Source organism: Nitrososphaerota archaeon, from assembly GCA_029785825.1.
GTDB lineage: Archaea > Thermoproteota > Nitrososphaeria > Nitrososphaerales > Gagatemarchaeaceae > UBA183.
Genome location: JAFLYY010000001.1, coordinates 871,947 through 896,913, shown reverse-complemented (window position 1 = coordinate 896,913; position 24,967 = coordinate 871,947). Strand labels below are relative to the sequence as shown.

Sequence of the window (24,967 nt, the reverse complement as noted above, 5' to 3'; positions counted from 1 at the left end):
CCGGCTCCGACGGAAGGGTGAGACGGCCCGATGGTCCAGTACAAGTGGGTCGCGCTCTCCAACACCACCCTGGGGGTGCTGATGGCCTCGATAAACTCGACCATAGTCCTGATATCTCTCCCGGCCATCTTCAGGGGAATCAACATAGACCCTCTGGCGCCGGGCTCCTTCCAATACCTCCTGTGGATCCTCTTCGGGTACATGGTGGTGACCGCCTCTCTCTTGGTGATGTTCGGGAGGATCTCGGACATGTACGGCAGGGTCAGGCTCTACAACCTGGGGTTCGCCATCTTCACCGCCGGGTCCGTCCTCCTCTACCTCACTCCCAGCGCCGGGGACCTCGGCGCCCAGGAGCTCATCGTATTCAGGATCATCCAGGGGCTCGGCGCCGCGTTCCTCTTCGCGAACAGCGCTGCCATAATCACAGACGCGTTCCCATACAGCGAGCGCGGGAAAGCGCTGGGGATCAACCAGGTCGCCGCCCTCGTCGGCTCGCTGGGCGGGCTCATCCTGGGAGGCGTGCTCTCGGTCTTCGACTGGAGGGACGTCTTCCTGGTCAGCGTCCCGGTGGGGGTCGTCGGCGCCACCTGGTCCTACTGGAAGCTGAAGGAGATAGCCACGATAAAGAAGGGGCAGAAGCTGGACGTCTGGGGGAACGTCACCTGGGGCGCAGGCCTGACCGTCCTGCTCATCGCGGCGACCTACGGCCTCATGCCATACGGAGCCTCGACCATGGGGTGGGGAGACCCTTGGGTCGTGGCCGCGCTCGGCGTCGGGGTCGCGCTCCTGGCCGCCTTCCCCTTCGTCGAGGCCAGGGTCGAGGACCCGATGTTCAGGCTCGGCCTTTTCAAGAACAGGATGTTCTCGGCTGCCAACTTCGCAGGCTTCCTGGCCTCGGTCGGCAGGGGAGGGGTCATGATAATGCTCGTCATCCTCCTCCAGGGGATCTGGCTCCCGCTCCACGGCTACAGCTACCAGTCCACCCCGTTCTGGGCGGGGATCTACATGACCCCGATGCTCGCCGGGTTCGCCGTGATGGGCCCGATAAGCGGCTGGCTCTCCGACAGGTACGGGGCGCGCGGCTTTTCGACGCTGGGCATGGTCATAGTCGGAGCCACCTTCTACGCGCTCGCGACCCTCCCGTACGACTTCTCGTACCTCCCCTTCGCCGCGATCCTCTTCATCATGGGGATAGGGAGCGGCATGTTCGCCTCCCCCAACACGGCGTCGATCATGAACTCCGTCCCCACCGAGCACCGGGGCGCGGCGTCCGGGATGCGGTCCACGCTGCAGAACACGGGCTCCGTCGCCAGCATGGCGCTGTTCTTCTCGATAATCATCAGCGCGCTCGCCGGCAGCCTTCCCGCGTCTTTCATCTCGGCCTTCGAGAGCGCCGGGGTGCCGCAGCTGGGCGCGGTCTTCGCCAAGGTCCCCCCGACGGGAGCCCTCTTCGCGGCCTTCCTCGGCTACAACCCCGTCGGGAGCATCATCGCCCAGCTCCAGAACAGCCCCCAGACGGCGCAGCTTGTGGCGTCGATACCCCAGCAGACCATGAGCTACATCACCGGGAACTCCTTCTTCCCCCACGCGATGGCGCCCGCGTTCATGACTTCGCTCGGGCTCGTGTTCTACATAGGGCTCGGCCTCTCTGCGGCTGCCGCCGTCTCCTCGCTGCTCCGCGGGAAGGTGTACATCTACGAGAAGGAAGCCGCTACCGGGGCGGACCCAGGCGCGCCTTCTCCCGCCCCCGCGCCCGTCAGCGCCGCTTCTGACCCGGAATCTCAGACGACGGCCGCCGAGCCTGTCTGTTGAGCATCTTGTCGACCAGCCCCGGCAGGTCGTGGGTGTCGACGAACATGTCCATGAGCACTTTCGAGACCCCGGCCATGGATCTCGCGGCTTCATACATCCGCTCAGGCTCGCCCACGCTGTCCGAGAACAGCATGAAGAAGACGACGCCCTCGGAGGCCGCGAACCAGCAGACGCTCCTCTGCGCGAACCTCTGAGCGATCCTGTTGATGGTCCCCTCTCTGTCCTCCTCCAGCAGGAAGAACGAGAACGCGTAGACTATCGTCCCCGAGACGCTTTCCAGCCCCCACACCGGCACCGCGAAGTAAGCCCGCGCATCGGCCATCCTGTTCAGCCTGTAGTTCACCGCCCTCGCGGTCAAGCCCACCTCTTCGCCGACCTTCCTGGCAGGCTTCAGCGCGTCCCACCTCAGGGCCCGTAGTATCTTCATGTCCGTCGCGGACAGCTTCATGCCCAGCGGGGGCATGGGCACGTCGAAGAGCTTGGTGGGCACGACCCCGGTCAGCTCGCTCATCAGGGCCAGCCTCTTCTCAACGTCGTCCTGACCCTCGTAGAGCAGGACGACGCGCAGGGAGTGGACGTACTCGTCCACCATCTGGACCTCGTCGAGCAGCCTCAGCTTCGACATTGCCTTCCTTTTCGTGTCGCGGTCGGAGAACTGGAACACGTAGACGGAACACCTGAGCCCCAGCGCCGAGAGGTTGGGGAACGCCTGGTAGTACTTTATCAGCCCGACGCGCTCCATCTTCCCGACCCTCGCCCTCACCGTCTTGGGGTCGACCCCCAGGTCCCTCGCCATCTTGGCCACGCTGGGCCTGCGGTGAAGGGTGCCGTTCGGGGAGTGATGAGAGAGGCCCATGGCGGCCAGTATCCGGAAGTCTGTAACGTCCAAGGAGGACGGCGGCTATCGGAGGCGCTTCGCAGTATAAGCGTTCCGGGCGCCCGCTCGCGATGGGTCGGTCGGGAAACCCCCTGCCGTCCCGTTTCCCGGACGGCCAACCGGCTTCCCCGCCTTCTGATATACGCCGAGCCCCGATGGAGGAGGCCGTTGTCGCCATGACAGCGCAGTCGAAGCCCGGCGGCGGAACCGATGCCCATCCGGAACTCTCGCGGTTCACGTTCGTCCTCGACGAGGGCGGCGTCTTCAAGGCGCCCATGGAGAAGATCTGGAGGCTCCATTCCAGCCCCGAGCACGTGCACCCTTCAGACCCCGACGCGGTCTTCGAGCGCGCGGGCGAGGGGGTCACCTACATACGCGCCACGCTCACCCTCAAGGACGGGACGAGGGTGAAGAACGAGATGAAGCTGACTGCCTACCCTCCGCTTGGGTTCTCGTTCGAGTGGCTGGAGGGGCTGTTCGCAGGCTCGAAGGAGTTCAGCTTCTACCTCCCGCAGGGCGGTGAGACCGGCGTCACGTCGGTCGGGGAATGGACCTCGCCGACGCTCAGCCCCGAGCAGGTGAAGCCGGCGGTGCTCCAGGTGATGGAGACGCTCTACGAGGAGGACCAGGCCAACCTGGCTAGGATGAAGTGACTTGAACGCAGAGCCGTCGACCGCGGCCGGCGGGATCGGGACTTGGCACGCGACCGTCCTCTTCCAGTCGTTCGTGGCCTTCGTGCAGTTCGTCCTCGCTCCTTGGTACGCTTTCGTGATGCTCTCGCCCGGCTCGATCTCGGAGTACATCCCCAGCGAGCAGCCACCGTCGGGGTTCCTCGTGCTGAGGTTCGTGGTCGCCGCAGCCGTCTGGCTCCCGATAATCTACTTCACATGGAAGAGGAAGAGGGCCGGTGCGGCTGCGTCTGCGGTCTATTCAGCCGCACTCCTCATAATCATACCGGCTGCGATCCTGAGCGGGAGCGGGCGCCCCGATTTCAGCGACTTCGTGCTGTTCCCCATCGACGCGCTCCTGGTGGTGTTCAGCGTCGCGACGCTGAGGGCGTTAGCCGGAGAGCGCAGATCAGGGTAGAGCAGGAGAGGCGGTCCGGGTCTCCTACCAGGCGGCCCTGGGGGCCCTCGTCCCCGTCCCGTCTCAGGCGGACGCCTTCTGCTTCCTCGGCTGCGCCCTTCTGCTGGCCGGTTCCCTGCCCTATCGGGATCCTCCTGTTCATGAGAGTGAGGGTGGCGAGGGCCCGGGAGCTCCCGACGGCGGCGGTCATCCTGGGAGTCGCCGGGAAAGGCGCGTTCGCCTACGCGGTCGTCGCGCAGCGCTCCGCGGGCCCTTCTCCCCCCAACGTCTCCTACGGCGCGGCTTACGCCGAGGCTGCGTTCGGTTTCTTCGTCTACCGGGTGAGGCCGCTCCGGCTTGCCTCCGGAGACCGTGGCCGCGGTCCGCGCGCAGGTTCAAAAGGCCGGCTCCCCATCAGCGACTCCCCGTGCTCCTCCCCAAGCCCGTCCGCGTGGCCATGGCCGTCCCGGCGATGCTCGGCCGCGGGCCGAGCTCCACCTCCCTCGACATCACCAACAGGTGCAATCTCGCTTGCGCGCACTGCTACTACTACGCCAAGCCGTTCGAGCAGGACAACCTGACCGACGACCAGTGGGTGGCGTTCGTCCGCGACCACCTGCTCAGGGAGCACCCTTCGGTCAAGATGGCCACGTATGTGGGCGGGGAGCCCATGCTGAGGAGCCGCCTCATCGAACGGCTACGCTGCTTCTTCCCCTTCAACGGCATCGTGACGAACGGGACCCTCCCCCTCCCGCGCTGGCCCTGGATGACATTCTTCTTCTCCATCGACGGCAACCGGGCCGACCACGACAGGACGAGGGGGAAGGGGATGTTCGACAGGACGACCCGGAACATCGCGTCCTCGAGGAACCGGAACTTCGTCCACACCACGGTCACCAGGCTCAACATCCGGGGGCTCGACGAGATGGTCGGAAGCCTTTCCTCCCTCCCGGTCAGGGGGATCAGGTTCTCCTCCTACACGCCCATGTTGGGGGTCGTGGACGACCCCCTCCTCCCGTCGAGGGACGAGGTCTTCGACGCGCTCAAGCGGCTGAGGTCGAAGTACGGCGACTTCGTCCTCCACCCCGACGGCGAGATACAGAACTTCAGGACCGGCGCGGCCTGGGGGGAGAACTGCATCCTGAGGGACAAGCTCCCCTCCTACTCGTCGAAGGGGGAGGTCAAGGGGAAGTGCGTCATGGGGGACGAGATGGACTGCGCCCGGTGCGGGTGCACCGTCCCCTCCTACCTCTACTCCCTCCAGGTCGAAAGGTCCCTCTCCATGGCTAGGGTGCTCTGGGGGATGCTCGCCTGAGCCACGCGCGCAGGTAGGCTCCGTGCCAGGGCCCTGTCGGCATCCTTCTACGCCGGGGGCGCGGGGACTTCAGAGGGGGTCCAGGCCGGCGGGGCAGGGGGCGGGAGCAGCGCCTCGCGCCTTTCGCGCATCTTCCTGCCGTGCCTCCTGGCCAGCGCCGCGATGGCGACCACGGCCAGGGCCGTCGGGATCCATAGGGTGAGCCCCAGGAGGGGATAGAACGTGAGCGTCGTCTCCATGGTGGCGGCAACCAGCAGCACCCCGGCGACGGAGGCCAGTTCGAGGCCGAAGACCCTCGCCTCCCGGTGCAGCCTCTTCCTCCTCCAGGCGACGAGGAGCATCACCCCCGACCCCGCCGCGATCGCGTACCCGGAAAGCTCGACGATCGTGTCCGGGAACGCGAAGAGGAACATCGCCCACGGGCCCGGGAGCCCCTGGGCGACCATCAGCGCCTGGCCCACGAGCCCGGTGCTGTATATCGAGAAGAGGAGGAAGAGCGCCCCCAACAGGGGGACCGTCTCGCCCAACGCTATAGTCAGGTTGTGGCTGAAGATGAAGTACACCGTCTGGGCGAACCCGGCGGTCTTCAGGGGGCTGAACTCGGTGTTCGCCTGCTGGGCGAGGCTCTGCTGCGTCGAGGGCGAGAGGGGGATAAGGAGCCCCGCCGCGAAGACCGCGACCTCGACGACGAGGACGGCGAGCGCCACCCTCACGCGTCCGCGGTCGAAGAGCTCCTCCAACGCCCCCTTCTGCGGCTGAGGCGGCGCGACAGGGCCCTGGGAGGTCTCTGACATCAGAGTCCGACCTTCTCGCGGCTGTTAATGAACCTAGACGCCTTAGGGGGGGCCCAGGCGGCTCAGGCCAGGTACATCAGGACGACCATTATGATGAGCGGAAGGAGCTGTATGATGAGCCTGGCGATGGCCTTCCAGGTCCGCTTCTGCCTGGTCCTCCTCTCGAAGATCTGGTCGACCGTCTCGTACCCCTCTCCGCTCCGGGGGGCGGCGCGTCCCTCCCTCTTGCCAAGAAGGTCGAAGATCCAGGCGAAGTCGTCCCGTTTCTCGGTCACAGGCTCCCCATCACCCTTCCGTGGTATTTACGACTTGGCCGCTCATGGGATCACTTCGATGTAGTACGCAGTGACCACGCCTGAGACGCTGGTGATTACGCCGAAGTACGTGTCGCTCCCCGAGACCCATTCGTACACGCTGCTGGCGTGGAGCGGGGACGCGTACCCCGCAAGGAACCCGGCTACCGTGGCGTCGATGGACGCGGAGGTGGCGTTGGAGAGGGAGACGGTCCCCTCGAGGTATCCCACGTTCACGTTCACCGAGGCGGGGAGGGTGACGTTGTACCCGTCCGAGGCGAAGGCGTGGGCGACGTCCTTCGCCCCGAGCCCGGTGCTGACAGGCGCGGTGACGTTCTCGCTGCTCAGGAGGCTGGCGAAGGCCTGGGCCGACGACTGCCCGTAAGCCGAGACCCCGTTGCTGCCGTCGACGACGGCCATGAACGCGAGCTTGGTTATCACGTTGGCCGAGGACCCGGACCCCACGTAGTATGGGATGAAGTAGTACAGCTGCCCTCCTATGAGGTACGGGAGCACGTTCCCCTGGGTCGGGTTGCTAAGCAGCGTCATCTGCTCCTTGATCTGCGGGTTGGTGGTGACGGCGGCCAGCGCCGCAGAGGGGCCGAAGAGCTTCTCCGTGGATAGGTTGGACGGGTTGACGTCGTAGAGGTACATCTCCCCGAGCCTCGAGCCGCCGTAGACGATGTAGATCCCCCCTAGGTTGCGGCCGGGGGAGTTGCTGAACTCGGCCAGCTGTATCCCCACGTAGTAGACCTTGTTCCCCTGGTTGACCAGGACGTAGTACACGTACGTCCCCGTCGGCCTTTCGTAGAAGTCGGACCCCGACCTCCAGACCTGTTGGGTGCCGACGTGGTAGTAGAAGTCGGCGTCGAGCTGCCCCGGAGCGCTCTGCGTCCCCAGGAGCTGGTCAGGGTAGCGGAGCTGCGGGACGAGCCAGCTCGGGGGGGCCTGGTTCCAGCTCGGATAGTACTGCTTGAAGAAGCTGCAGAGGAACGAGGAGCAGTTGTTGACTATGTACGGCTGCATGCTCCCGTCGTTGACGTTGACCAGGATCACCGCGAAGTTCCTGAGGAAGTTCGACTGCGCGAACCCCGACATCAGCGGGTAGTCGATGTAGACCATCATGGCGTAGTAGAGCTGGGACCCGTTTGTCACCAGGTACGTCTGGGGGTCGACCACCAGCCCGGGGATCAGGGTCTGCGACACCCTCGAGAAGACGTCCCTGCTGACGAGCGTGTCGATGCTGTTCTGCGGAGGGGTGAACGCGAACCCCCAGGTCGTCGGCCCGCCCATGAAGAACCAGAGGGACCGCTGGGCGCCGGAGAGGACGTAGTCAGGCTGCCAGGTGTAGTTGGCCCCGCCGACCTGGGCCGGCTCCCCCGTCACGTTGACGTAGACGTCGTTGTTGAACCCCGCCCCCTCACCGTAGTAGATGAGAGGGTTGTCGATCGTCCCGTTGGCCGGGAGCCCCAGGGCCTGGTCCAGGGACGTGTACGCCCCGGTGTGGGCGTTGAGGACTATGACCCTGTCCGCATGCGTGTAGATCAGGTGCTCGCTGATCCAGTCGGTGTGCCCGGGAGGGTAGGATATCGTCGTCGGCTGGACCCAGTACTGCTGGCCGTTGAGGTACACTATCTCGGAGTTGGGGATCGAGAGGTAGTTCACCCCTATCTGCGCCTGGCTCCTGATGAGGGAGGCGTTCTGGTCCCACTGCCTGACCAGCCCCAGTATCTGGGAGACGTTGCCGTGCGGTACGCTGGAGACGTCGCTGGTGGTGACGTTGGTGAGCCCCGCGGACCACCTCGTCACGTTGATCTGCTTCTGGACCTGCGGGGTCCACCCGTAGGTCGGCCAGCTGTTGTTCCAGTTGAACCCGATGAAGGCCACGTTGACCGCGTTGAAGCCGATGGCGATCACGACGGCCACCGCCACGACCCGCGTCACGGTGCGCCTCCTCCTGTTTATGGGGACGAGCCCCTTCCCGGAAAGCCGGAAGTAGAGCAGGCCGTAGACGAGCCCGAACATCGCAGAGAGGAGGAGGCCGTACAGGTATGGCGTGAAGGCGTTCATCAGCCAGTAGGGGGCCCCCAGCCAGGCGGTGACGGTGATGAGGAGCCCCATCACGAGGAGGTCGACTATCCAGGCGTTCGTCTTGCGGTAGAGGAAGTCGGTGAGGAACCGGAGGAAGTACCTGATCCCGAGGACGAGCAGGACTGACCCCACGGCGGCCACAACCAGGTAGTACTGGGTCTCCATCGTCGGCACAAGAGAGATCAGCCCGCTCCCCGACGCCGGAAAGAGGGGGAGGGCGAGGAGCCTGGGGACCTGGGCCCATGACCCGATGCCGTGGAAGTCGAACTCGAGGGTCTCGGTGACGTTCGGGTAGAGGATGAACCCCTGCGCAAGGTAGGCGATGTAGTACGCCATCAGCCACTTGATCCCCTGCCAGGCCATCCAGGCGTTCCGCGAGGCGTTCCCGCCTGGCGAGCCCCTCTCTGGCTCCAGGCCGCTGAACTCGATGCGCCTCCCGTTCACCGCCTTCAGGAAGGCGAACAGGTCGCTCCCCCGGGGGATCGGGTACACGACCGCGAAGGCGAAAACCGCCGGGACGACGAAGGCCCAGCCGCCGTAGAAGACCGTCCCCCACCAGTCGAGCCCGAACTTCGCGGCGTACATCTGCTCGAAGACCTGCCAGAGGAGCAGGCGGTAGGAGACGTAGAGCGCCGCCGCGGCGGCGACGGCGGCCCCCATGGACGCCCCCACTATCAGGGAGACGTTGCGCGACCCTATCCTCGACCCTTCTACATCAGCCAATGGACCATCGCTCCTCTCCTAGAACGGGCCGCCCGACGCGCGACACTATTTACGCCCTGCCCGGACTGGAGATAATTCTCGAAACCCGCAGAATAACTGCTGACAACCCTTGCGGGACCCCTAGCGCTTGGCCCCGAGGGACTCCCACAGGGCGTGGCTGGCCTCCCGGACCAGCGACCCGCCCCGGTAGCCGTCCTCGAACCCTTCCACGAACATGGCCACGGTGTACGCGTACCCTCTCCCCCAGACGACCCCCACGTCGGCCCGGAGATCGTCGAGCCCCCCCGTCTTGTTCACGCACCTGACCCGCTCCCCTGGGAGCCCGCCAGGGATCATGTCGAGGTGCTGCTGGAACCTCAGCACCTGGACGAGCCGGGACGAAACCCAGGGGGAGACCATCTTCCTCCGGTGGACCAGCCCCATCAGCCGCGACATGGCTTCGGGGGTCGCTGTGTTCGGGCGCTTCTTCGGGCGCATCAGCCTCCCTGAGAGGTGTATGTCGAGGGAATAGCGTCCCATCAGCCTGTTGACGTTCGGCTTCCCCACGAGGTCGATCAGCCAGTTGGTGGCTGAATTGTCGCTCACGTCCAGCATGAGGTTCAGCATGGAGGAGGGGGTCGGCTTCACTTCGTCTTTCATGAGGCGGAGGAGCCCCGACCCCCCCACCAGGTCCCCCCGCCTGAGCGGCTGGCCCATCTTGAAAGCCCCCGCCTCCGCCTGCCGGAGGACCTCGCATGCTATGGCGAGCTTGATGGTGCTCGCTGCCCTGAACTCCCTCCTGGAGTCGTACTCGAAGGCGACCTCGTCCCTGGTCAGGTCTATGGAGTGGGCGCCTGCCTCCTTGACCCACCCTTCCGCCTTGTAGCGGTCGATCAGGCCCGCCAGGTCCGCGGGGTCACCCATGCCTGCCCTCTCCGGCCCGGGGAGGAGTATTAAGCTGAGCGAGGGGAGGTTTCCGAAGATTTTTACTCCGGCTCCTTCGCGGTACCTCCAGTCTAGCATGGCGGGCGCAGGGTTCGGCGAGGATGACCCGGAAGAGCGGTTCGTCCGCGGCCGGGGGAGATACGTGGACGACCTGAAGCTTGAGGGGATGCTCCACCTCCACGTCGTCAGGAGCCCCTACGCCAGGGCCCGAGTGCTCTCGGTGAGCGGAGGGATAACGGGGAACGAGCTGCAGGCCACGATGGAGTCGGTCGGAGAGGACGCCGGAGGGAGGTCGAGGGTCCCATTCCCGGCGCTGTCGGCGGACCGCGTCAACTACGTCGGGCAGCCGGTGGCGGCCGTCCTCGGGGCGGACAGGTACGAGGCCGAAGACAGGGCGGACGAAGTGGACGTCCAGTATGATGCGCTGAAGCCCGTCATGGACCCGGAGAAGGCGCTGCAGTCCGAGCCGATCCATCCGGGGATGGAGAGCAACCTGGTCGCGTCGGCGGAGCTCGGGAAGGACTTCGACCTCACAGCCCCCGTCGAGGTCGAGGAGACCCTCAGGATGGCGCGGGTCGCCACGAACCCTCTCGAGACCAGGGGGGTCGTGGTCGCTTACGACGGGTCGGTCCTGACGGTCTACGCCTCGTCTCAGTCTGTCTTCTCCTGGCGCGACGGACTGGCCGGAGCGCTGGGGCTGAAGCCCGACGCGGTGAGGGTCGTGCAGCTGGACACGGGGGGAGCCTTCGGGGTGAAGGGAGGGATCTACCCCGAGTACGTGGTCGCGGCTTACGCGGCCATGAAGACGAAGAAGCCGGTGAAGTGGGTGGAGAGCAGGTACGAGCACCAGGTGGCCTCGAACCAGGGGCGCGGGGTCAGGGGGAAGGTGAAGCTCTACGCGGACAGGAAGGGGAAGGTGTTGGGATTGAAGGCAGACGTCCTCGTCGACTCGGGGGCTTACCCCCTTGGGGGCGGGGCGTGGACCCCCAGATGGATCGCGTCCCAGCTCGTCGGGCCATACGCGGTCCCGAAGGCGTACGCGACTGCGAAGGGGGTGCTGACTAACAAGGTGAACATGGGCCCCTACCGCGGAGCCGGGAGGCCGGAGGCCGCCTTCTTCATGGAGCGCGCGATGGACAGGCTCGCGGACGCCACGGGGGTCGACGCCGCGGAACTGAGGCTGAGGAACGCGACCGTCCGCAGGACGACGTCCCCCCTGGGGATGGAGGCGCCGCCGTCGAGGCGCTTCTTCGCGGAGGCGCTGGAGGCGTTCGACTACAAGAGGAGGAGGAGGAAGAATGGGAAGCTCGGGCTCTCCTTCTTCATGCTGATACCCGCCGCAGGCGCAGGGGAGTCGGGGAAGGTCGCCGTGAAAGCTGGGAAGGTCCTCGTCTGGATAGGGGGGAGCACCACCGGCCAGGGGCACGGGACGTGGGTAAGGAGCCTGGTGAGCCGGGAGCTCGGCGTCCCCGCCGGGGTTGTAGAGCTCCAGCGCTCTGACACAGGAGCGATATCCGGAGGGGTCGGGAGCTGGGGGAGCAGGACCGCGATAGTCGGAGGCGGGGCCGTGGTCGAGGCGAGCAGGAAGGTGAAGGCGATTGCGAAGAAGAAGCTCGGGAAGCGCTATTCTGCGGCGACCCTCCTGGAAGGGGATTACGAGGCGGAGGTCTTCTTCAAGCCGACGGAGCTCATGAACTCCCTCGGCGCCAACCTGGCGACCGCCCGGCTGACGGATGCCGGCAGCGCGGTCGTCGATTCGGTCGAGACGTTCTACGACGTCGGGACCCCGTTGAACCCGGGCATGATAGTCAGCCAGATCGCCGGAGGGATCGCCCAGGCGATCGGCGAGGTGATGTATGAGCAGGCCCTCTACAGCGAGGACGGGCAGATCCTGACCGCCTCCATCGCCGACGCGGGGGTGCTGCACTCGACGGAGATGCCGAGGATGAAGGTGATGACTTCCTCCCACAGGTCCCCGCTCCCGCACGGGGCGAAGGGGGTCGGGGAGAGCCCCACCATCGGGGTCCCGCCGGCCGCGACGAGGGCGCTCGAGCTCCTCCTGGGGAAGAAGTTCGCCGACCTCCCGATAGACTCGGAGAGGCTCTGGAGGAAGGGCTTGCTAGAGGAGGAGCGGAGATGACCCTCCCCCCGAGGTTCGAGTACGCGGCCCCCAGGACCCTCGACGAGGCCGTCCGGATGCTGCAGGCGAGGGGGGACGACGCGAAGGTCCTCGCCGGAGGGCAGAGCATGATACCGCTTCTGAAGCTGAGGGTCGCGGCCCCGGCGCTCCTGGTCGACATACAGAGGCTCCCAGGGCTCGACTACGTGAAGGAGTCGGGCGGGTTCCTGAGGGTCGGGGCGCTGACAAGGGTCGCCGAGCTCTGCAGGTCGGACCTCGTCCGGAGGAGGTACCAGGCGCTCCATGACGCCTCCTTGACGGTCGCCGACCCGCTGGTCCGCAACCTCGGGACCGTGGGAGGGAACCTCTGTCACGGCGACCCTGCCAACGACCTCCCGGCCGTGATGCTCGCGATGGGGGGCGAGCTCGTCGCCACCGGCCCCGCCGGGGCGAGGACGGTCAGGGCAGACGCGTTCTTCGTCGACACCTTCACCACGGCTCTGGCGCGCGACGAGATACTCACAGAGGCGAGGGTCCCGTCCCAGCCGCCGCGCAGCGGAGGGGTCTACCTGAAGGTCGAGCAGAAGGTGGCGGACTTCGCGACCGCAGCGGCGGCGGTACAGGTCACCCTAGACAGGGAGTCGAGGTGCACCTACGTGGGGATCGGCCTGGCGGGGGTCGGGGCGACGGCGATGAAGGCGAAGGAGGCAGAAGGGGCCATGGTCGGACGGGCGATCACCGACGGCAAGGCGCTCAGAGAGGCGGCCGACCTGGCGGCGGATGCGACTTCGCCCGTGTCTGACATCAGGGGGACCGCCGAGTACAAGAGGAGGCTGGTCAGGCTGCTGGTGGCGAGGGGGCTGGAGAGGGCGGGGGAGCGGGCGAGGAGGGGAACGAAGTGACGAAGGTGAGAATCGCGCTGGAGGTCAACGGACACAGGAGGGAGGCAGAGGTGGAGCCGAGGCTCCTGCTGGTCCACTTCCTGCGGGAGAACCTGGGGCTGACGGGGGCGCACGTCGGGTGCGAGACCACGAACTGCGGAGCCTGCACGGTCCTCCTCGACGGGGTCCCGGTGAAGTCGTGCACGGTCCTCGCCGTCCAGGCGGACGGGAAGGAGGTCACGACGGTGGAGGGGCTCGCGAAAGACGGGGCGCTTGACCCGGTGCAGCAGGCGTTCAGGTCGAAGCACGGCATGCAGTGCGGCTTCTGCACCTCGGGGATGCTGATGTCAGCGTACGCCCTCCTGAACGAGGATTCTGACCCTACCGAGGAGCGCATCAGGGCGGCGATATCCGGGAACATCTGCAGGTGCACCGGCTACGGGAATATTGTCGACTCGGTGAAGGAGGCGGCCAGGCTGCGGCGGAAGCAGGGCCGCGCGCCGCGCACCTCCCGGGCCAGAAAGTCCTAGGGCGCATGGGGCCCGGCCTGCCCCTCCCGAAGAGGAGCCCGGTGGCGGAGCGCCTTCAACCCCCAGAAGCATCCGAGGGACAACGCGGCCACCGCGGCGAAGTCAGCCGGGGGGAGGCTGAAGACTTGGTATGTGAACGGCTCGAAGAGGGGGAACCCGGGCGGGGCGACCGCGAAGTGGGCGGCGAACTGGGCGACTGCGAAGAGGGCGAAATCTGCCGGTCCCCACCTCCAGAGGCCCAGCCTCCACACAACTACGATCAGGACCGCCATGAGGACGAAGGAGTGCCCCTCCCTCCCGACCGAGGTGAAGCCGAGCAGGACCGAGACGTGGTCGATGTCGATGAGCGCCCCCATGGCGGCGCCTATCACCCCCTTCTCCAGGTCCAGGGTCAGCGCCCCCACGAGGAACCCGGTGACGACGTGCACGAGCACCTGCACGACCGCTATGCTCGGGTCTGCGATCCATGGGACGGGGCCGGGCGGGGACGGGGACGGCCCGCTCCCAGGGGCCGCGGTCTGCACCGAGAGGGCCAGAGCGACGAAGACGGCGTTGAGGGCCATCAGGACGATGACTGCCCCCCGTCCGTCCCTGTACGCTCCCGCGATCAGGGCGCGGACCCCCGTCCTGGCCAACGGGCCCCCGGTCCGTCAGGTTCTCTTAATCGTTCGGCGTCGGAGGTCGGGGGGAGGACGCGGCCGGCAGCGCGCTTCAGAACCCAGGGTCGTCGCCGATGACGAAGCCTTCCCGCCGTACGTCCATCTTCTTCAGCTTGTTGGAGACCTTGTAGTCAAATGCCAGGTACCCCAACGCCGGCCTGTCTGTCAGGGCATGAGCGAGGCGCATGGCGTCCATCGGGCACCCCCCAGATCCCTTGGATACACGTCGAAGTGAAAAGACCTGAAGGGCTCGACCCCCGTATGACGCAGCAGGAACGACGCCTTCTGGGACCTCATCCTGCTGCCGAAGTTCTCTTTCGTGGTCGACCCCTTCTTCTCCATGCCGAGCTCTTCGGCGTGCCAAAGGAGGGCGGGTTCGGCGTTCAAAGGGGTTCGCGCTGCCCGTTTCCCGGACTTCGGCGTTTGAGGTAGTGGGTCGACGCCTCTCATGAGAGAGGGGGACGGCGGCGTCTTCTCTGGGACGGCCCGACTGTTCTTCGCCGACACCTGCGCCGTCCGCCCTGACAGACGCGGCGCTTTCGCACGCGTGGTTCCCTTTATCTTGATTCCATCCGGGACATGGGTCGTGAGCCTCCGGGTCAACCTCGCGCTCGGCGACAGAGGTTCGTTCGCGGCCAGGGTCTTGGCACTCTCCTCGCTGGTGGCCCTCGTCGCTGGGTCGCTCGCGCTGAGGGGGGCGGTGTTGGCCGCCGCTCCCACCGGGGCGGCCGGAGGGGGCGCCCTCCTGGTCTCCGTCTTCCTGGCGGAGGTGGACTCTCTTCTGTCGGCGTGGCTCGTCCCCGTCTGGCTCCTGATGGCGGCGGCCGCCTTCGCCGTCTCTCTCGACTCCGCCCGCTCCTTCGAAGGGACCGCGCGCCTCGTCTCGGAAGTCGGGGGGACCGGTCAGTCGAGGTCCCTCGTCCTGGTCCGGGGGGCGATCCTCTCGGCCCTCTCTTTCGCGCTGGGGCTCTCCCTGGGGCTCGTCGCCTCACAGGTCGTCTTCAGGGTGTTCGCGGTCGCCGTCGGCGCGCAGTACTACGTCCCGGAGCTGTCCCCCCTGTCCCTCGGCGCCGTCGCTGCGCTTTCCCTTTCGGCCCTCCTCGCCGGGACCCTCGCCGCCTCCCTCCGCAGGAGGGGACCGTAGACGCTGCTCAGGCTGACGAGGTGGAGGAGCCTGGCCTCCCTCCTCGCGCTCGTCTTCGTCCTCTCCGCCTCCCTCGCGTCCACCTCGGCCCTCCTCGCAGGGGCGGCGGGCGCCTACACGTCCAGTGCGGGGGGCGGCCAGAACGTCGTCATAGTCGCGGGGGGAGGGAGGGTCCCCGAGACCGGGGCGGTCGCCCTGGCGAGCGTGCTCAACGCCACGGAGGTCCCGGGGGTCGTGGGGTACAGCCCCGAGGTGTTCGCGCCGGCCGTCCTCGACGGGCGCATAGTGGTGGTGAGAGGGGTCAACCTCACCGACTTCGCCACCGTCCAGCCTCTGGCGGCGGTCTCCGGGACCCTGGCGGAGGGTGGGAGCGGCGCCGTCTACGTCGGGGACGTGCTCGCCCGCTCCCTCGGCCTCGCCCCGGGGGCTTCCCTCACCCTCGAGGGGGTCCTGGCCTCCTCTTCCTTCAAGGTCTCGGTGGCGGGGGTGTTCTCCGCCCCTCTTCCGTTCAGCGACGAGGTGCTGTCCACCCTCGGGGTGGCGCAGGGGCTGCGCGGCCTCTCCTCGGGGCAGGTCACCTTCGTGAGGCTGAAGGTGGACCCTGCGGTCTTCAACAGGACGCAGCTCGTCCGGGCCCTCGAGGCTAAGCCGTCCGGCGGGGCTTCCGGAGCCACGAACCCGTTCCTCCAGCAGCTGCAGCTAGCGCCGACCACGACCCTCGTTTCCCTCTTTCCTTCCGGGATCGCCCCGCCGTCCCTCACCGCCGCCCTCGACCGGGGGCTCGGCCTCGAGCAGGCTGTCTTCGAGTCCCTCGGGGCCGTCGTCGTCGGGGTGTCCCTCCTGGCGGTCTACTTCGCCACGTCGTACTGGTACGACGGGGTCGAGCCGACGCTGAAGTCTCTAGGCGCCCTCGGCATGAGCAGAGGGAAGGCCTTCGCCTGGCTCCTGGCCGTCGCAGCTCCCGCCTCTATCCTGGCCGGCGGGGCGGGGTGCCTTGCAGCCTACGGCGCCCTGCAGCTCCTGTCCGCCTCCGGGTCCCTCCAGTTCTTCTTCCAGCCCCTCCCGGTCGCCCTCCAGGCCGCGCCCGCGCTGTTCTCCTCGTTGGTCCCCGCGGCGGCGGTCGTCGCGTCCCTGGCCGTCAGGGCCAGGCGGGGGGCGTGGGGTTGACCGAGGCTCCGCCGGGGGGGACCCCAGGCCTCCCCAGGCACGCCCTCATCATCCTGGCCGCCATCGTCGCGGCGGGGTTCCTCCTGAGGGTCTTCCCCTACCTCTCGTCGGGGTTCCCCTACCACACCGACACGTTCCCGCAGCTCGCCAACGTCCGGAACCTCGTGTCGAGGACCCCCGTCCCCCTCAGCCCCTCGGGAGGGTTCGACTCCTACAACATCTACTGGCCCGCGGACGCCCTCTTCTTCGCCGTCACCACCGTCCTGCTCGGGGCCCCCCCGGTCGCGTCCATGCCGATCGTCGGCCCGTTCGTCACCAGCCTGACCGCCGTCCTCTTCTTCGCGCTCGTGAGGTCGTTCGGCCTTTCGGCGCGGACGTCGGCGATCGCCGCCCTCCTCTTCGAGGTCGCCGGCGGGACCGTGATGATATCGACCGGGGTGACGAAGGAGGGGTTCGCGATACCCCTGATGGTCCTGGTCCTGCTCCTCCTGAACCTCTGGCTCAGGGACGGCCGGAAGGGGGCGCTTGGGCTCTCCGCGGTCGCGTTCGGGGTCCTGCTGGCCGCGCACAGCCTCACCAGCGTCGTGGGGCTCCTGCTCGCTTCCTACCTCGCCATGGCCTACGTCGTCGTCCCAGGGGGGGACAGGAGGAGGGTCGGGGCCACCGTCGGCGTCCTCTCCCTCTTCGCCGTCGTCTCCTACCTCTACTTCTACGTCTACGCCGTCTCGAACCTCCCGTACCCCCTCCAGCCGTCCGACGTGATAGCCGTCTTCGGGTACGAGGTCCTCCTCACCGCCCCTGTCTGGCTGGCGGGGGCCTTCAGGTCCGACGTCTTCAAGTGGGCCGGGGCCTGGATGGGGGTCCTCGCACTCGGGGTGTCGGGGCTCTTCGGGTCGGCCCTGGCCTTCCACTTCCTCCTCGACTCCCCCGTGGTCTCGCCCTACGTGATCGCCCTCGCGGCCCCATACCTGGCGGTGGCGTTCCTGGCGTCGGCCGGGGCGAGGCTGTCAGGCAAGACGCCCGGGTCGAGGGGGGCCGTCTTCGCTTCGCTCTGGGCCCTCGGCATACTCGGCATGGTGGGGTTCTCGGTCTTCTCGACCCCCGGCGTGATAGGGACGACGATGAGGATCCTCGACTTCGTCTACCCGGGGGCGGCCATCCTCGGCGCGGCCGCGCTCTCGCTGTTCATCGGCTCCGGGAAGGCCAGGGCGGCGGCGGGTATCGCAGTCCTGGGGGTGCTCGTGGTCGGCTCCGCGTACGTCGTCCCCTACTCCGCCTACTGGTCGGGGCCGATCGGCGGGAGCCAGAGGGTCTTCTCCCAGGCGGAGGCGTCGGCGCTCGGGTGGACGGAGCGGGCCCCGGCCAACGTGACGGTGAGCGGGGACGTAAGGCTCAGCTTGCTCGCGTCATACTACACGGGAGAGCACGTCAGCTCCGAAGGGGAGTACCTGTTCCTGGCGGGGGTCGGCGGACCGCCTGCCGGGTGCATGCTGGTCGACAGGCTCATCTTCCAGGTCGGGTTCATCGGCGGGACCTACGGCCTCCCGGTCAACTCCACGACGGTCGGGACCCTCTCCGGCCAGCCCGCTCTGCAGGAGGTCTACTCGAACGGGGAGGTCTGGACCTACTGCCACCCGTGACCCTCGCGGACCGAGAACCCAAAAGAATGCCCCGCGGCCCGCCCCGACGTTGGACGCCGTCACCCTGGTCCTCGCCGCGGTAGGCTGGGTCTCCGGGGCCGTGCTGTTCGGGACGGCCGCCTACTCGGTCGCGCTCTACGCCCTGGGGTCTTCAGTCGCCCTCGAGCCCCGCCCGGCTCCGGACGGCCCGGGGGTGACCGCCATCGTCACCTCCTCCGGGTTCTCGGGGGCGCTGGCCGAGACCCTCCGCCGGACGGACGAGGTCGACTGTCCGGGGCTCGACATCCTGCTCGCGCTGGGGGGCGGACATGCCGGCGGCGACCTGAAGACGGCACACCAGCTCGAGGTCTTCGAGCCTGACGCTCCCGGGGGGAAGGCGCACGCGCTGAACCGCGCGGCCGAGAGGGCGAAGGGGGAGTTCCTGCTCCTCCTAGACGAGGACTCTCGGGTCGACCCCGACTGCGTCCGGAACATGCTCCCATGCATGCAGGACGAGCGGGTCTGGGCGGTCGTCGGCCGGCCCTACCCGACCAACGCGTCGGGGGCCCTCCAGAGGACCCTGGAGATGGAAGGTTCGGGGTGGTGGGCCATGTCCTGCGCGAGGGACAGGCTGGGGCTCCTCATCCCCGCCAACGGCTTCTTCTCCCTGGTCAGGAGGTCGTCGTTGGAAAGCCCTCCGGGTGGTGACGTCTGGGACGAAGGGGCGCTGGCCGAGGACACGGACCTCTCCCTGAGACAGGGGGCCAGGGGGCTCAGGACGAGGGTCTCTCCGGCCAGGGTCGGCATCGAAGCGCCTTCGTCCCTGGGAGCGCTGGCGCGGCAGCGGCTCCGATGGTACAAGGGGATGCTCGACGCCCTCTGGAAGAACAGGGGGTCGGTCGTCAGGCTCCCTCCCATGAAGGCCGCCGACGTCGTTCTCGACCTGACCTCGCCTCTCGCCCCCGGCGCGTTCGTCGTCCTGCTGCTCCTCTCCCCGCTCTGGCCCGCCTTCGTCCTCCCCGTCCTCCTGGCCGCCGCCGCGCTCTACCTGGCGTCGGCATGGGTCGCTTCATCCAGGGTGAAAGAGGGGAGGGCGGGTGTGCTGCTCTACTCCGTCCCCTACGCCCTCGTGCAGGGGGTCGTGGCGCTCGCGGCCCTCGGGGCCTTCCTCTTCCACGTCAAGATCCGCTGGGAGAGGACCCCGAAGGCGGGGGACGCGCCGGCAGGATGAGCGCGTGTCAGTTCTATGCGGGAGGGGTCTTCCCGTCCCCCGGCTTCGTCGCCGTGAGGACGGCTCCCTTCACTATGGTCAGGGCGGGGGCGACCATGAGCAGGTACATCAGGTCGGCCACGCCGATCGAGATGTTACCGGAGGCGGAGTACTGGATCCCCTGGGGGAGGGCCAGGGTGATCGTCCCGCCCTGCAGTGCGACGTAGAAGTATGCCAAGAACGCCGCTCCGGCAGCGATGAGGATGGGGCCGTACGCCTTCGTCCCCCTCAGAAAGACCCCGAGGAAGACCAGCGCGGCCACCGCCGCCCCGATCGCGGGGAGGTCCGGGCTCACCAGTCCGTTCACGACAGACGCCACGGACGCGTTCGCGGGGCCGGCGACCTGCTTGACGAGGCCCGCCGCTGAGACCGGAAGATAGTAGAAGACGAGGAACGCCAGGCCCCCGAACACCACGGCCAGGACCGCCCTGACCGCCAGCTGCCCGGAGGTGACCTCTGCCCCTAGGAGCCTAGCCACTTATCACGACCTCCGTCGTCACCGTCCCCCACGGGGACGCGCACGTAAGGTGCAGCGTGAAGCTCCCTCCTCCCGCCACGGCGGTGTTGAGCGCGTATCCCGTCAGGGTCCCTGAGAACTGCTGCCCCGGCGCCACGTTTACGGCCAGGCTGGATATCGTCCCGACCGTGCTCCCAGAGGAGTCCGTGATGTACCCGCTGAAGGCGCCGCTGAGGGAGAGGAACGTCGAGGCGTCCGTGAAGGAGACCGGGACGGACACCTGCGAGTAGGTGGCGTTGACCGGAGTGTGGGAGAGGGTCCCGAACGCGAGGGACTTCACCGGCGCCCCCCAGTCCACCGTCACCGGCTCCGTGAAGGTGAACGATACGCCGGAGGATGTCCCGGTGCCGGTCACAGCGAAGCTCAGCGTGGCGTCGTTGAAGAGGAGGGACTGGAGGCTCGAGGACGGGACCTTCACGTACAGCGCCATGTCTTGGGAGAACCTGGCTCCCGGGGATGCCTGCACCGTCAGCGTCCCTGAGCCGACCTCCTCCCCCGATGTCCCGTTGTACACCGCCGCCGAGATGACCGTGTCGACGGATATGGAGGTGGAGTTGTCGGTGAACGAGACGGGGACGGAGACCTGGAACGCGGTAGAATTGTACGCGGACACCGTAGGGGTCCCTTCCGCGAGCCCCGCCAGCGGGGCGCCCCATGCCAACGATATGGGCTGGCTGAGGCTGAAAGACGAGCCCGAACCGGTAGGGAGGCCGAACTCCGCCGTGAACAAAAGCGTCTGGTCCTGGGTCAGGAGGGACCGCACCTCGCTCTGGGGGAGGGTCACGAACAGGTCCACGGTCTTGCTGAACTTCGACCCCGGAGGGACGTTGAGGGCCACGGTCCCGCCTCCCACCACCGCGCCTGACGAGTTGAGGACCGTGACCACCCCGTTTCCGGACACCGTGTAGTAGCTGTTGTCGTTGCTGAACGAAACGGGGACCATCGCCTCGATGGTGGTGGAGTTGTACTGCCGGAAGGTCGGCGTGCCCTCGACCAGGTTCGACACCGGCGCACCCCACGCCAGCTGCGCCGTCACCGACCCCGACAGGGCGACGAACGGCGGGACCGCCGCGGCGAGGGAGGCGCTCACGGTGAGGTTCTGGGCGGCCGTGGCCAGGTCGTGGAGCGCCGTCGGAGAGAGCTTCGAAGTGTCAAGGACCAGGGTGGCGTCGAACGTCTCGGTCTGCCCTGGTTGGACGGTGACGGGGCCCACCGTCCCGTTGATCAGCTCGTTCCCGGCCGAGTCCGTCACCGCCACCCTCACGTCTATTCCGGAGAGGGGGAGGTACCCGCGGTTCCCGACCGTGACGGGGACCGTGATGGTGGTCGTCGAGCCGGCCGTCGTCGAGGTGGGGGACCCGATCTTCAGTGCGGAGATGGAGGAGACCCCGCCGAGGGCCAGGACTCCTATCACGCCCACGCTGGCGAGGACGGCGACGACGATCAGGACGTTGAGGACGAGCACTATCCTGGAGCGCGGCAACCGGCCACGTCCCCCGGATTGCCGATATAAGCTCGCTCGGCCCCTTCCCTCTTATAGTAACTGGGGGTCCCTACGGGGGGAGCGCCCCGGCCCCATGGCAGAAGCGATAGTGAAGATGGAGGACGTCTGGAAGTCATATGCGGACGGGGACTACGTGCTGAAGTCCGTCTCGTTCGAGGTCCCCAGGGGCGAGTTCGTCGGGGTCCACGGCCGCTCCGGGTCTGGCAAGTCGACCTTCCTCAGGCTGATAGGGCTCCTGGACAGGCCCACGAAGGGCTCCCTGACCGTCGTCGGGGAGGACGCCGCGCGCCTGGGGACGTCAGACTCGGCCAGGATCAGGAGGGAGAAGCTGGGGTACATCTTCCAGGGGTTCAACCTCGTCCCGCACGTCACCGCATTGGAGAACATCGAGGTCCCGATGTGGCTCAACGGCGTGAAGGGGGACGAGCGGAGGGAGAGGGCCATGGCCGACCTGAAGCGGTTCGGCCTCGAGCACCTGGCTGGGCGCTATCCAAGGGAGATGAGCCACGGCGAGCAGCAGCGTGTCGCCGCCATCAGGGCGACCGTCAGCAGGCCCGAGATGATACTGGCAGACGAGCCCACCTCGTCGCTGGACGACGAAAGCGCCAAGACCTTCCTGGGGCTCGTGACGAAGCTCAACCGGGAGCTCGGGACGACAGTGGTCATGGTGTCTACCGACCCCGACGAAGCGAGGGCCGGGACATCCGTCTACAGGATGGGGAGCGGGTCGCTGTCGCGGGAAGTATGACCCCGAGGGCCCCGCCGCACCTCCGAAAACGCCCGGGTTTTCACCCACTTTCCATCGACGCGTTTAAGCGCCAGACCGCGAAAGCCGCAGGCATTCCGATTTGACCTTCGAGGAAGTAGAGAAGCGCCGCCTCGCGGCGCTGACGGGGGGACGGGAGAGCAAGCCCCTCGGCCTGGGCCTGACCCTCGCCTTCCTGGCCCTCACCGTGGCCCTGCTGGCCCTCATCATCGCACCGGTAGCCCGTCTGATGCCCGACGACTACGCGGCCACCGCCGGGGTCGGCGCCCTCGCGGGCCTTTCCCTCTTCGGCATGCGGTTCATGTCGTACATGAGGAAGCACGGCCTGGCAGGGGCCGCGTCCCTGGCCTTCCTCGACGTCCTCGCCTGGGTGGGGGTCATCGGGATACTGGTCTGGAGCTTCGTCTTCCCCGTCATAGGCGCGTTCCCTGCCGGCACGATGCTCTACCTGTTCTACATCCGAGCCTTCCCCATCGGCATGTACTCCCTGACGTTCCTCTGGGCCATGCTGGTGGTCCTGAGGGTGGCCCTCCAGCCCTTCACGAAGCCCCCCTCCGAGAGGGTCTACGCCGACATCGAGACCTCGCTGGGGAAGCTGGCGGACACCGTCGCCCTGGTGGGGCAGAGGATGAAGGGGCCCGACCAGAAGATGGACCCTGCACTCGCAGAGAAGGTGTCGGCGATAATGAGCGAGGTGACCGCCGTGAGGAAGGAGCTGTCCACCATAAAGACCACCGGCCCTGCCGTCTACGCTCCAACTCCGTCGCCCGGCGCGTCGAGCGTGAGGGTGATGGCTCCCGAGGCCAGGCAGGTCGCTCTCCCCAGGGAGCGGGTGACGGTCCTGAAGCCGGTCGCCGAGGCGAAGCGCGAAGAGGCGCCGGCGGCCGCGTCCGCTCCCGACTCCACCACCGACAACCCCTGGCTCGACGTCCTGGCGAAGCGCAGGGCGAAGAAACCCGACCCCGCTCCCTCCCAGTAAGCCGCGCCAACGCTTAAGTCGCGACGGGGGGGCGACGGCGCCGTTGGGCCCGGTCAGGCCGTGGGTTTCGCTCGTCCGCTTCGAAGAATACGGGCCCCTGTTCCTGCTCTGCGGCTTCGTCGGCGCCCTCTATGCGGGACTGGCGTCCATGGCAGGGCTCCTGGGGCTCCTGTCCTTCATCGGGTTCTTCTCGGCCTCCGCCTTCGTCCTGAACGACGTCACGGACTGGCGGGAGGACTCGGCTGCGCCGGGGGCGAGGAACCCCATCTCGACCGGGGAGCTGAGCCTCAGGACCGGGGTCGCGGCGTTCTGCGTCCTCGCGGCCGCGTCGGCCGTCTCCCTCGCCTTCGTGGGGACCCGCGCGCTCGCCGCCGCCCCGCTGGCGTACGCGCTCTACTGGGGGTACTCGGTCGGACCGAAGTGGAAGTCGCGCCCGGTGGCGGACATCGTCGTCCACGGCTCTGTCCCGGCGCTCTTCGTCTTCATGGGGTACTCCCTCTCCAGGCAGCCGTCCCCAGGCGTGCTGGCTCTGTCGGGGGCCGTCTTCTGCTTCGCGGCGATGTCAGGGCTCCTGCAGGAGGTGAGGGACCTCGACAAGGACGCTTCCACCAGGAAGACGACCGCATCTCTCCTCGGGAAGGCCGCGAGCTCCGACGCGGCCCTGGCGCTGCTGGGGGCGGGGCTCATCCTCTTCGTCGTCGCGTCGCTCTCGGGGGCGATGCCACCGGCGATGGCGGCGCTGACCCCGGCCGCGTACGTCGTCGCGGCCCCGCTGCTGGCGCTGAGGAGAGGGAGGGCAGACGCAGGGGAGGCGATAGCGGCCATCAGGGCGAGGGGGCTCGTCCTGGCCGTCCTCGCGGTCGCGGCGTACGCCCTGGTCGCGGCGGCCTGACGCGTCCGGGGAAGCTTAATTATATGTAACTGCAGCCTGCCCCGTCAGGAAGTTGCCTACGAAGTACACCACCGTCTCCATCCCTCAGACCCTGCACAAGAGGCTCGAGAAGGTCATCGGGGAGAAGACGGGGTTCAAGTCGGTGTCAGACTACGTCACCTACGTCCTCCGCGAGGTGGTGGCGATGCACGAGTCGAGGCAGGCCCCGGAGCCCTTCACCAGCCAGGACCTCGAAGAGATCAAGGCGAGGCTGAAGGCGCTAGGGTACCTCTGAAGGAGCCCTCAGGTCTCGCGCGGCCTCTGCGGCAGCGAAGAGGGGGAGTGTTACTCCGACCCGGCAGCGGCCATCAGGTCTATCTTCGTCACTATGCCTTGCACCTTCTCCCCTGACTCCACCAGGACCGCCGGGAGGTACTTGAATAGCGAGAAGAGCGCGTCCACCGGCGTGTCCTTCCCCACCACCGCGAAGGCAGGCTGGACGTGGTCCTTGACCTTCTCGTCGAGGACCTTCTTGGGGTCCTGGGCCGCCGCCAGCAGGTCCATGACGTGGCTGTCGGTGATGGTCCCGACGATGCGCTCCCCCGAGAACACGGGGACCTGGGAGAACCCTTCCCGCTTCATCAGCGCGGCGCACTCCCTCAGCCTGGCGTCCTCCTGCACTCCCACCACCGGCGAAGACATCACCTCTCCCGCCTTCCTGACCCTGGCTTGGGTGACTGAGTTCAGCGCCCTCGACAAGGCGGCCAGGGTGCTGTAGGTCGGGTCCACCGACCCCGCTTCTATCTTGGCGATTATCGACTGGCTGACCCCTGCCTCCCTGGCCAGCCTCACCTGGGTGTATCCGAGCTGGTTCCGGACCTTCTTCAGCTGCTTCGGCTCTATCAGGGCTGACGACATATTCTTACGGGAATAACCGCGCCAACATGCTATTTATCCGATTGGAAGGGCGTGGTTGCCACGCCTGTCAAGACGACCACCATCCGCGACCAGGTCCACCCCAGGCGGTCTCCGAAGGGGCTGGACAGT

26 protein-coding genes are annotated in these 24,967 nt (G+C 67.4%); 15 read left to right on the top strand and 11 right to left on the bottom strand.

Going from position 1 to position 24,967, the window contains the following annotated elements; genetic code table 11:
* The first annotated feature begins 30 nt into the window (after window positions 1-30).
* Complete coding sequence (locus tag JRN21_04875) at window positions 31-1,812, top strand: MFS transporter (GenBank protein ID MDG6988642.1); 1,782 nt, start codon at window positions 31-33, stop codon at window positions 1,810-1,812.
* Here JRN21_04875 and JRN21_04870 read toward each other — a convergent pair.
* Window positions 1,757-2,701, bottom strand: coding sequence for an AsnC family transcriptional regulator (locus JRN21_04870; protein ID MDG6988641.1), 945 nt, complete (start codon window positions 2,699-2,701; stop codon window positions 1,757-1,759). The genes JRN21_04875 and JRN21_04870 overlap by 56 nt on opposite strands.
* 164 nt (window positions 2,702-2,865) lie before the next feature.
* Between JRN21_04870 and JRN21_04865 the strand changes: the two genes are divergently transcribed.
* The 3 genes from JRN21_04865 to JRN21_04855 all read left to right on the top strand — a co-directional run bounded on the left by JRN21_04865 (window position 2,866) and on the right by JRN21_04855 (window position 5,069).
* Complete coding sequence (locus tag JRN21_04865; protein ID MDG6988640.1) at window positions 2,866-3,342, top strand: hypothetical protein; 477 nt, start codon at window positions 2,866-2,868, stop codon at window positions 3,340-3,342.
* Window position 3,343: 1 nt separating this feature from the next.
* Window positions 3,344-3,775, top strand: a complete 432-nt coding sequence (locus JRN21_04860; GenBank protein MDG6988639.1) for a hypothetical protein — start codon at window positions 3,344-3,346, stop codon at window positions 3,773-3,775.
* A 406-nt stretch (window positions 3,776-4,181) separates the two neighbouring features.
* The gene (locus tag JRN21_04855; GenBank protein MDG6988638.1) at window positions 4,182-5,069 is read left to right on the top strand and encodes a hypothetical protein; all 888 of its coding nucleotides are present in this window, start codon (window positions 4,182-4,184) and stop codon (window positions 5,067-5,069) included.
* A gap of 47 nt (window positions 5,070-5,116) precedes the next feature.
* On the opposite strand, the gene JRN21_04850 is transcribed toward JRN21_04855, so the two are convergent.
* The 4 genes from JRN21_04850 to JRN21_04835 all read right to left on the bottom strand — a co-directional run bounded on the left by JRN21_04850 (window position 5,117) and on the right by JRN21_04835 (window position 9,873).
* Window positions 5,117-5,863: a stage II sporulation protein M gene (locus JRN21_04850; protein ID MDG6988637.1), complete on the bottom strand. Its 747-nt coding sequence runs from the start codon at window positions 5,861-5,863 to the stop codon at window positions 5,117-5,119.
* A gap of 62 nt (window positions 5,864-5,925) precedes the next feature.
* Window positions 5,926-6,138 carry a hypothetical protein gene (locus JRN21_04845; GenBank protein MDG6988636.1) on the bottom strand — a complete coding sequence of 71 codons (213 nt, stop codon included), beginning with the start codon at window positions 6,136-6,138 and terminating at the stop codon, window positions 5,926-5,928.
* 42 nt (window positions 6,139-6,180) lie between these two features.
* On the bottom strand, window positions 6,181-8,970 hold the full coding sequence (locus tag JRN21_04840; GenBank protein ID MDG6988635.1) for a hypothetical protein: 2,790 nt from the start codon (window positions 8,968-8,970) through the stop codon (window positions 6,181-6,183).
* Between the two features lie 120 nt (window positions 8,971-9,090).
* Window positions 9,091-9,873, bottom strand: coding sequence for a serine hydrolase (locus JRN21_04835; protein MDG6988634.1), 783 nt, complete (start codon window positions 9,871-9,873; stop codon window positions 9,091-9,093).
* A gap of 97 nt (window positions 9,874-9,970) precedes the next feature.
* On the opposite strand from JRN21_04835, the gene JRN21_04830 reads away from it, so the two are divergent.
* Genes JRN21_04830 through JRN21_04820 form a run of 3 tightly spaced genes read left to right on the top strand, consistent with a single transcriptional unit; the run spans window position 9,971 to window position 13,424 of the window.
* Entirely contained in the window at window positions 9,971-12,034 is a 2,064-nt protein-coding gene (locus tag JRN21_04830; protein ID MDG6988633.1) for a xanthine dehydrogenase family protein molybdopterin-binding subunit, read from the top strand.
* Entirely contained in the window at window positions 12,031-12,915 is an 885-nt protein-coding gene (locus JRN21_04825) for a xanthine dehydrogenase family protein subunit M (protein ID MDG6988632.1), read from the top strand. Before JRN21_04830 ends, JRN21_04825 begins: the two co-directional genes overlap by 4 nt.
* Complete coding sequence (locus tag JRN21_04820; GenBank protein ID MDG6988631.1) at window positions 12,912-13,424, top strand: (2Fe-2S)-binding protein; 513 nt, start codon at window positions 12,912-12,914, stop codon at window positions 13,422-13,424. The genes JRN21_04825 and JRN21_04820 overlap by 4 nt, the downstream gene beginning before the upstream one ends.
* Here JRN21_04820 and JRN21_04815 read toward each other — a convergent pair.
* From JRN21_04815 to JRN21_04805, 3 genes are all read right to left on the bottom strand, one after another.
* Window positions 13,421-14,059 (bottom strand): hypothetical protein, encoded by a 639-nt coding sequence (locus JRN21_04815; protein ID MDG6988630.1) that lies wholly within the window; start codon window positions 14,057-14,059, stop codon window positions 13,421-13,423. The two genes, JRN21_04820 and JRN21_04815, sit on opposite strands and share 4 nt — an antisense overlap.
* A gap of 76 nt (window positions 14,060-14,135) precedes the next feature.
* Window positions 14,136-14,279 (bottom strand): hypothetical protein, encoded by a 144-nt coding sequence (locus JRN21_04810; GenBank protein MDG6988629.1) that lies wholly within the window; start codon window positions 14,277-14,279, stop codon window positions 14,136-14,138.
* Window positions 14,249-14,470: a hypothetical protein gene (locus JRN21_04805; protein ID MDG6988628.1), complete on the bottom strand. Its 222-nt coding sequence runs from the start codon at window positions 14,468-14,470 to the stop codon at window positions 14,249-14,251. The genes JRN21_04810 and JRN21_04805 overlap by 31 nt, the downstream gene beginning before the upstream one ends.
* 199 nt (window positions 14,471-14,669) lie before the next feature.
* Here JRN21_04805 and JRN21_04800 point away from each other — a divergent pair, with 199 nt between their 5' ends.
* The 4 genes from JRN21_04800 (at window position 14,670) to JRN21_04785 (ending at window position 19,244) form a co-directional block, all read left to right on the top strand.
* On the top strand, window positions 14,670-15,227 hold the full coding sequence (locus tag JRN21_04800; GenBank protein ID MDG6988627.1) for a hypothetical protein: 558 nt from the start codon (window positions 14,670-14,672) through the stop codon (window positions 15,225-15,227).
* Window positions 15,228-15,431: 204 nt separating this feature from the next.
* Complete coding sequence (locus JRN21_04795; GenBank protein MDG6988626.1) at window positions 15,432-16,394, top strand: hypothetical protein; 963 nt, start codon at window positions 15,432-15,434, stop codon at window positions 16,392-16,394.
* Window positions 16,391-18,034 carry a hypothetical protein gene (locus JRN21_04790; GenBank protein ID MDG6988625.1) on the top strand — a complete coding sequence of 548 codons (1,644 nt, stop codon included), beginning with the start codon at window positions 16,391-16,393 and terminating at the stop codon, window positions 18,032-18,034. The genes JRN21_04795 and JRN21_04790 overlap by 4 nt, the downstream gene beginning before the upstream one ends.
* Before the next feature lie 49 nt (window positions 18,035-18,083).
* A complete protein-coding gene (locus JRN21_04785; protein MDG6988624.1) occupies window positions 18,084-19,244 on the top strand; it encodes a glycosyltransferase family 2 protein in 1,161 nt (386 codons plus the stop codon).
* A gap of 13 nt (window positions 19,245-19,257) precedes the next feature.
* Here JRN21_04785 and JRN21_04780 read toward each other — a convergent pair whose 3' ends face one another.
* On the bottom strand, window positions 19,258-19,761 hold the full coding sequence (locus JRN21_04780) for a hypothetical protein (GenBank protein ID MDG6988623.1): 504 nt from the start codon (window positions 19,759-19,761) through the stop codon (window positions 19,258-19,260).
* Window positions 19,754-21,283, bottom strand: coding sequence for a hypothetical protein (locus tag JRN21_04775; protein MDG6988622.1), 1,530 nt, complete (start codon window positions 21,281-21,283; stop codon window positions 19,754-19,756). The genes JRN21_04780 and JRN21_04775 overlap by 8 nt, the downstream gene beginning before the upstream one ends.
* A gap of 94 nt (window positions 21,284-21,377) precedes the next feature.
* Between JRN21_04775 and JRN21_04770 the strand changes: the two genes are divergently transcribed.
* The 4 genes from JRN21_04770 to JRN21_04755 all read left to right on the top strand — a co-directional run bounded on the left by JRN21_04770 (window position 21,378) and on the right by JRN21_04755 (window position 24,215).
* Window positions 21,378-22,052, top strand: coding sequence for an ABC transporter ATP-binding protein (locus tag JRN21_04770; protein ID MDG6988621.1), 675 nt, complete (start codon window positions 21,378-21,380; stop codon window positions 22,050-22,052).
* Window positions 22,053-22,152: 100 nt separating this feature from the next.
* Window positions 22,153-23,049, top strand: a complete 897-nt coding sequence (locus tag JRN21_04765; GenBank protein ID MDG6988620.1) for a hypothetical protein — start codon at window positions 22,153-22,155, stop codon at window positions 23,047-23,049.
* Between the two features lie 43 nt (window positions 23,050-23,092).
* Entirely contained in the window at window positions 23,093-23,941 is an 849-nt protein-coding gene (locus JRN21_04760; protein ID MDG6988619.1) for a UbiA prenyltransferase family protein, read from the top strand.
* Window positions 23,942-23,993: 52 nt separating this feature from the next.
* Window positions 23,994-24,215: a hypothetical protein gene (locus JRN21_04755; protein MDG6988618.1), complete on the top strand. Its 222-nt coding sequence runs from the start codon at window positions 23,994-23,996 to the stop codon at window positions 24,213-24,215.
* A 50-nt stretch (window positions 24,216-24,265) separates the two neighbouring features.
* On the opposite strand, the gene JRN21_04750 is transcribed toward JRN21_04755, so the two are convergent.
* Window positions 24,266-24,838, bottom strand: a complete 573-nt coding sequence (locus JRN21_04750) for a CBS domain-containing protein (GenBank protein MDG6988617.1) — start codon at window positions 24,836-24,838, stop codon at window positions 24,266-24,268.
* Window positions 24,839-24,967 lie beyond the last annotated feature (129 nt).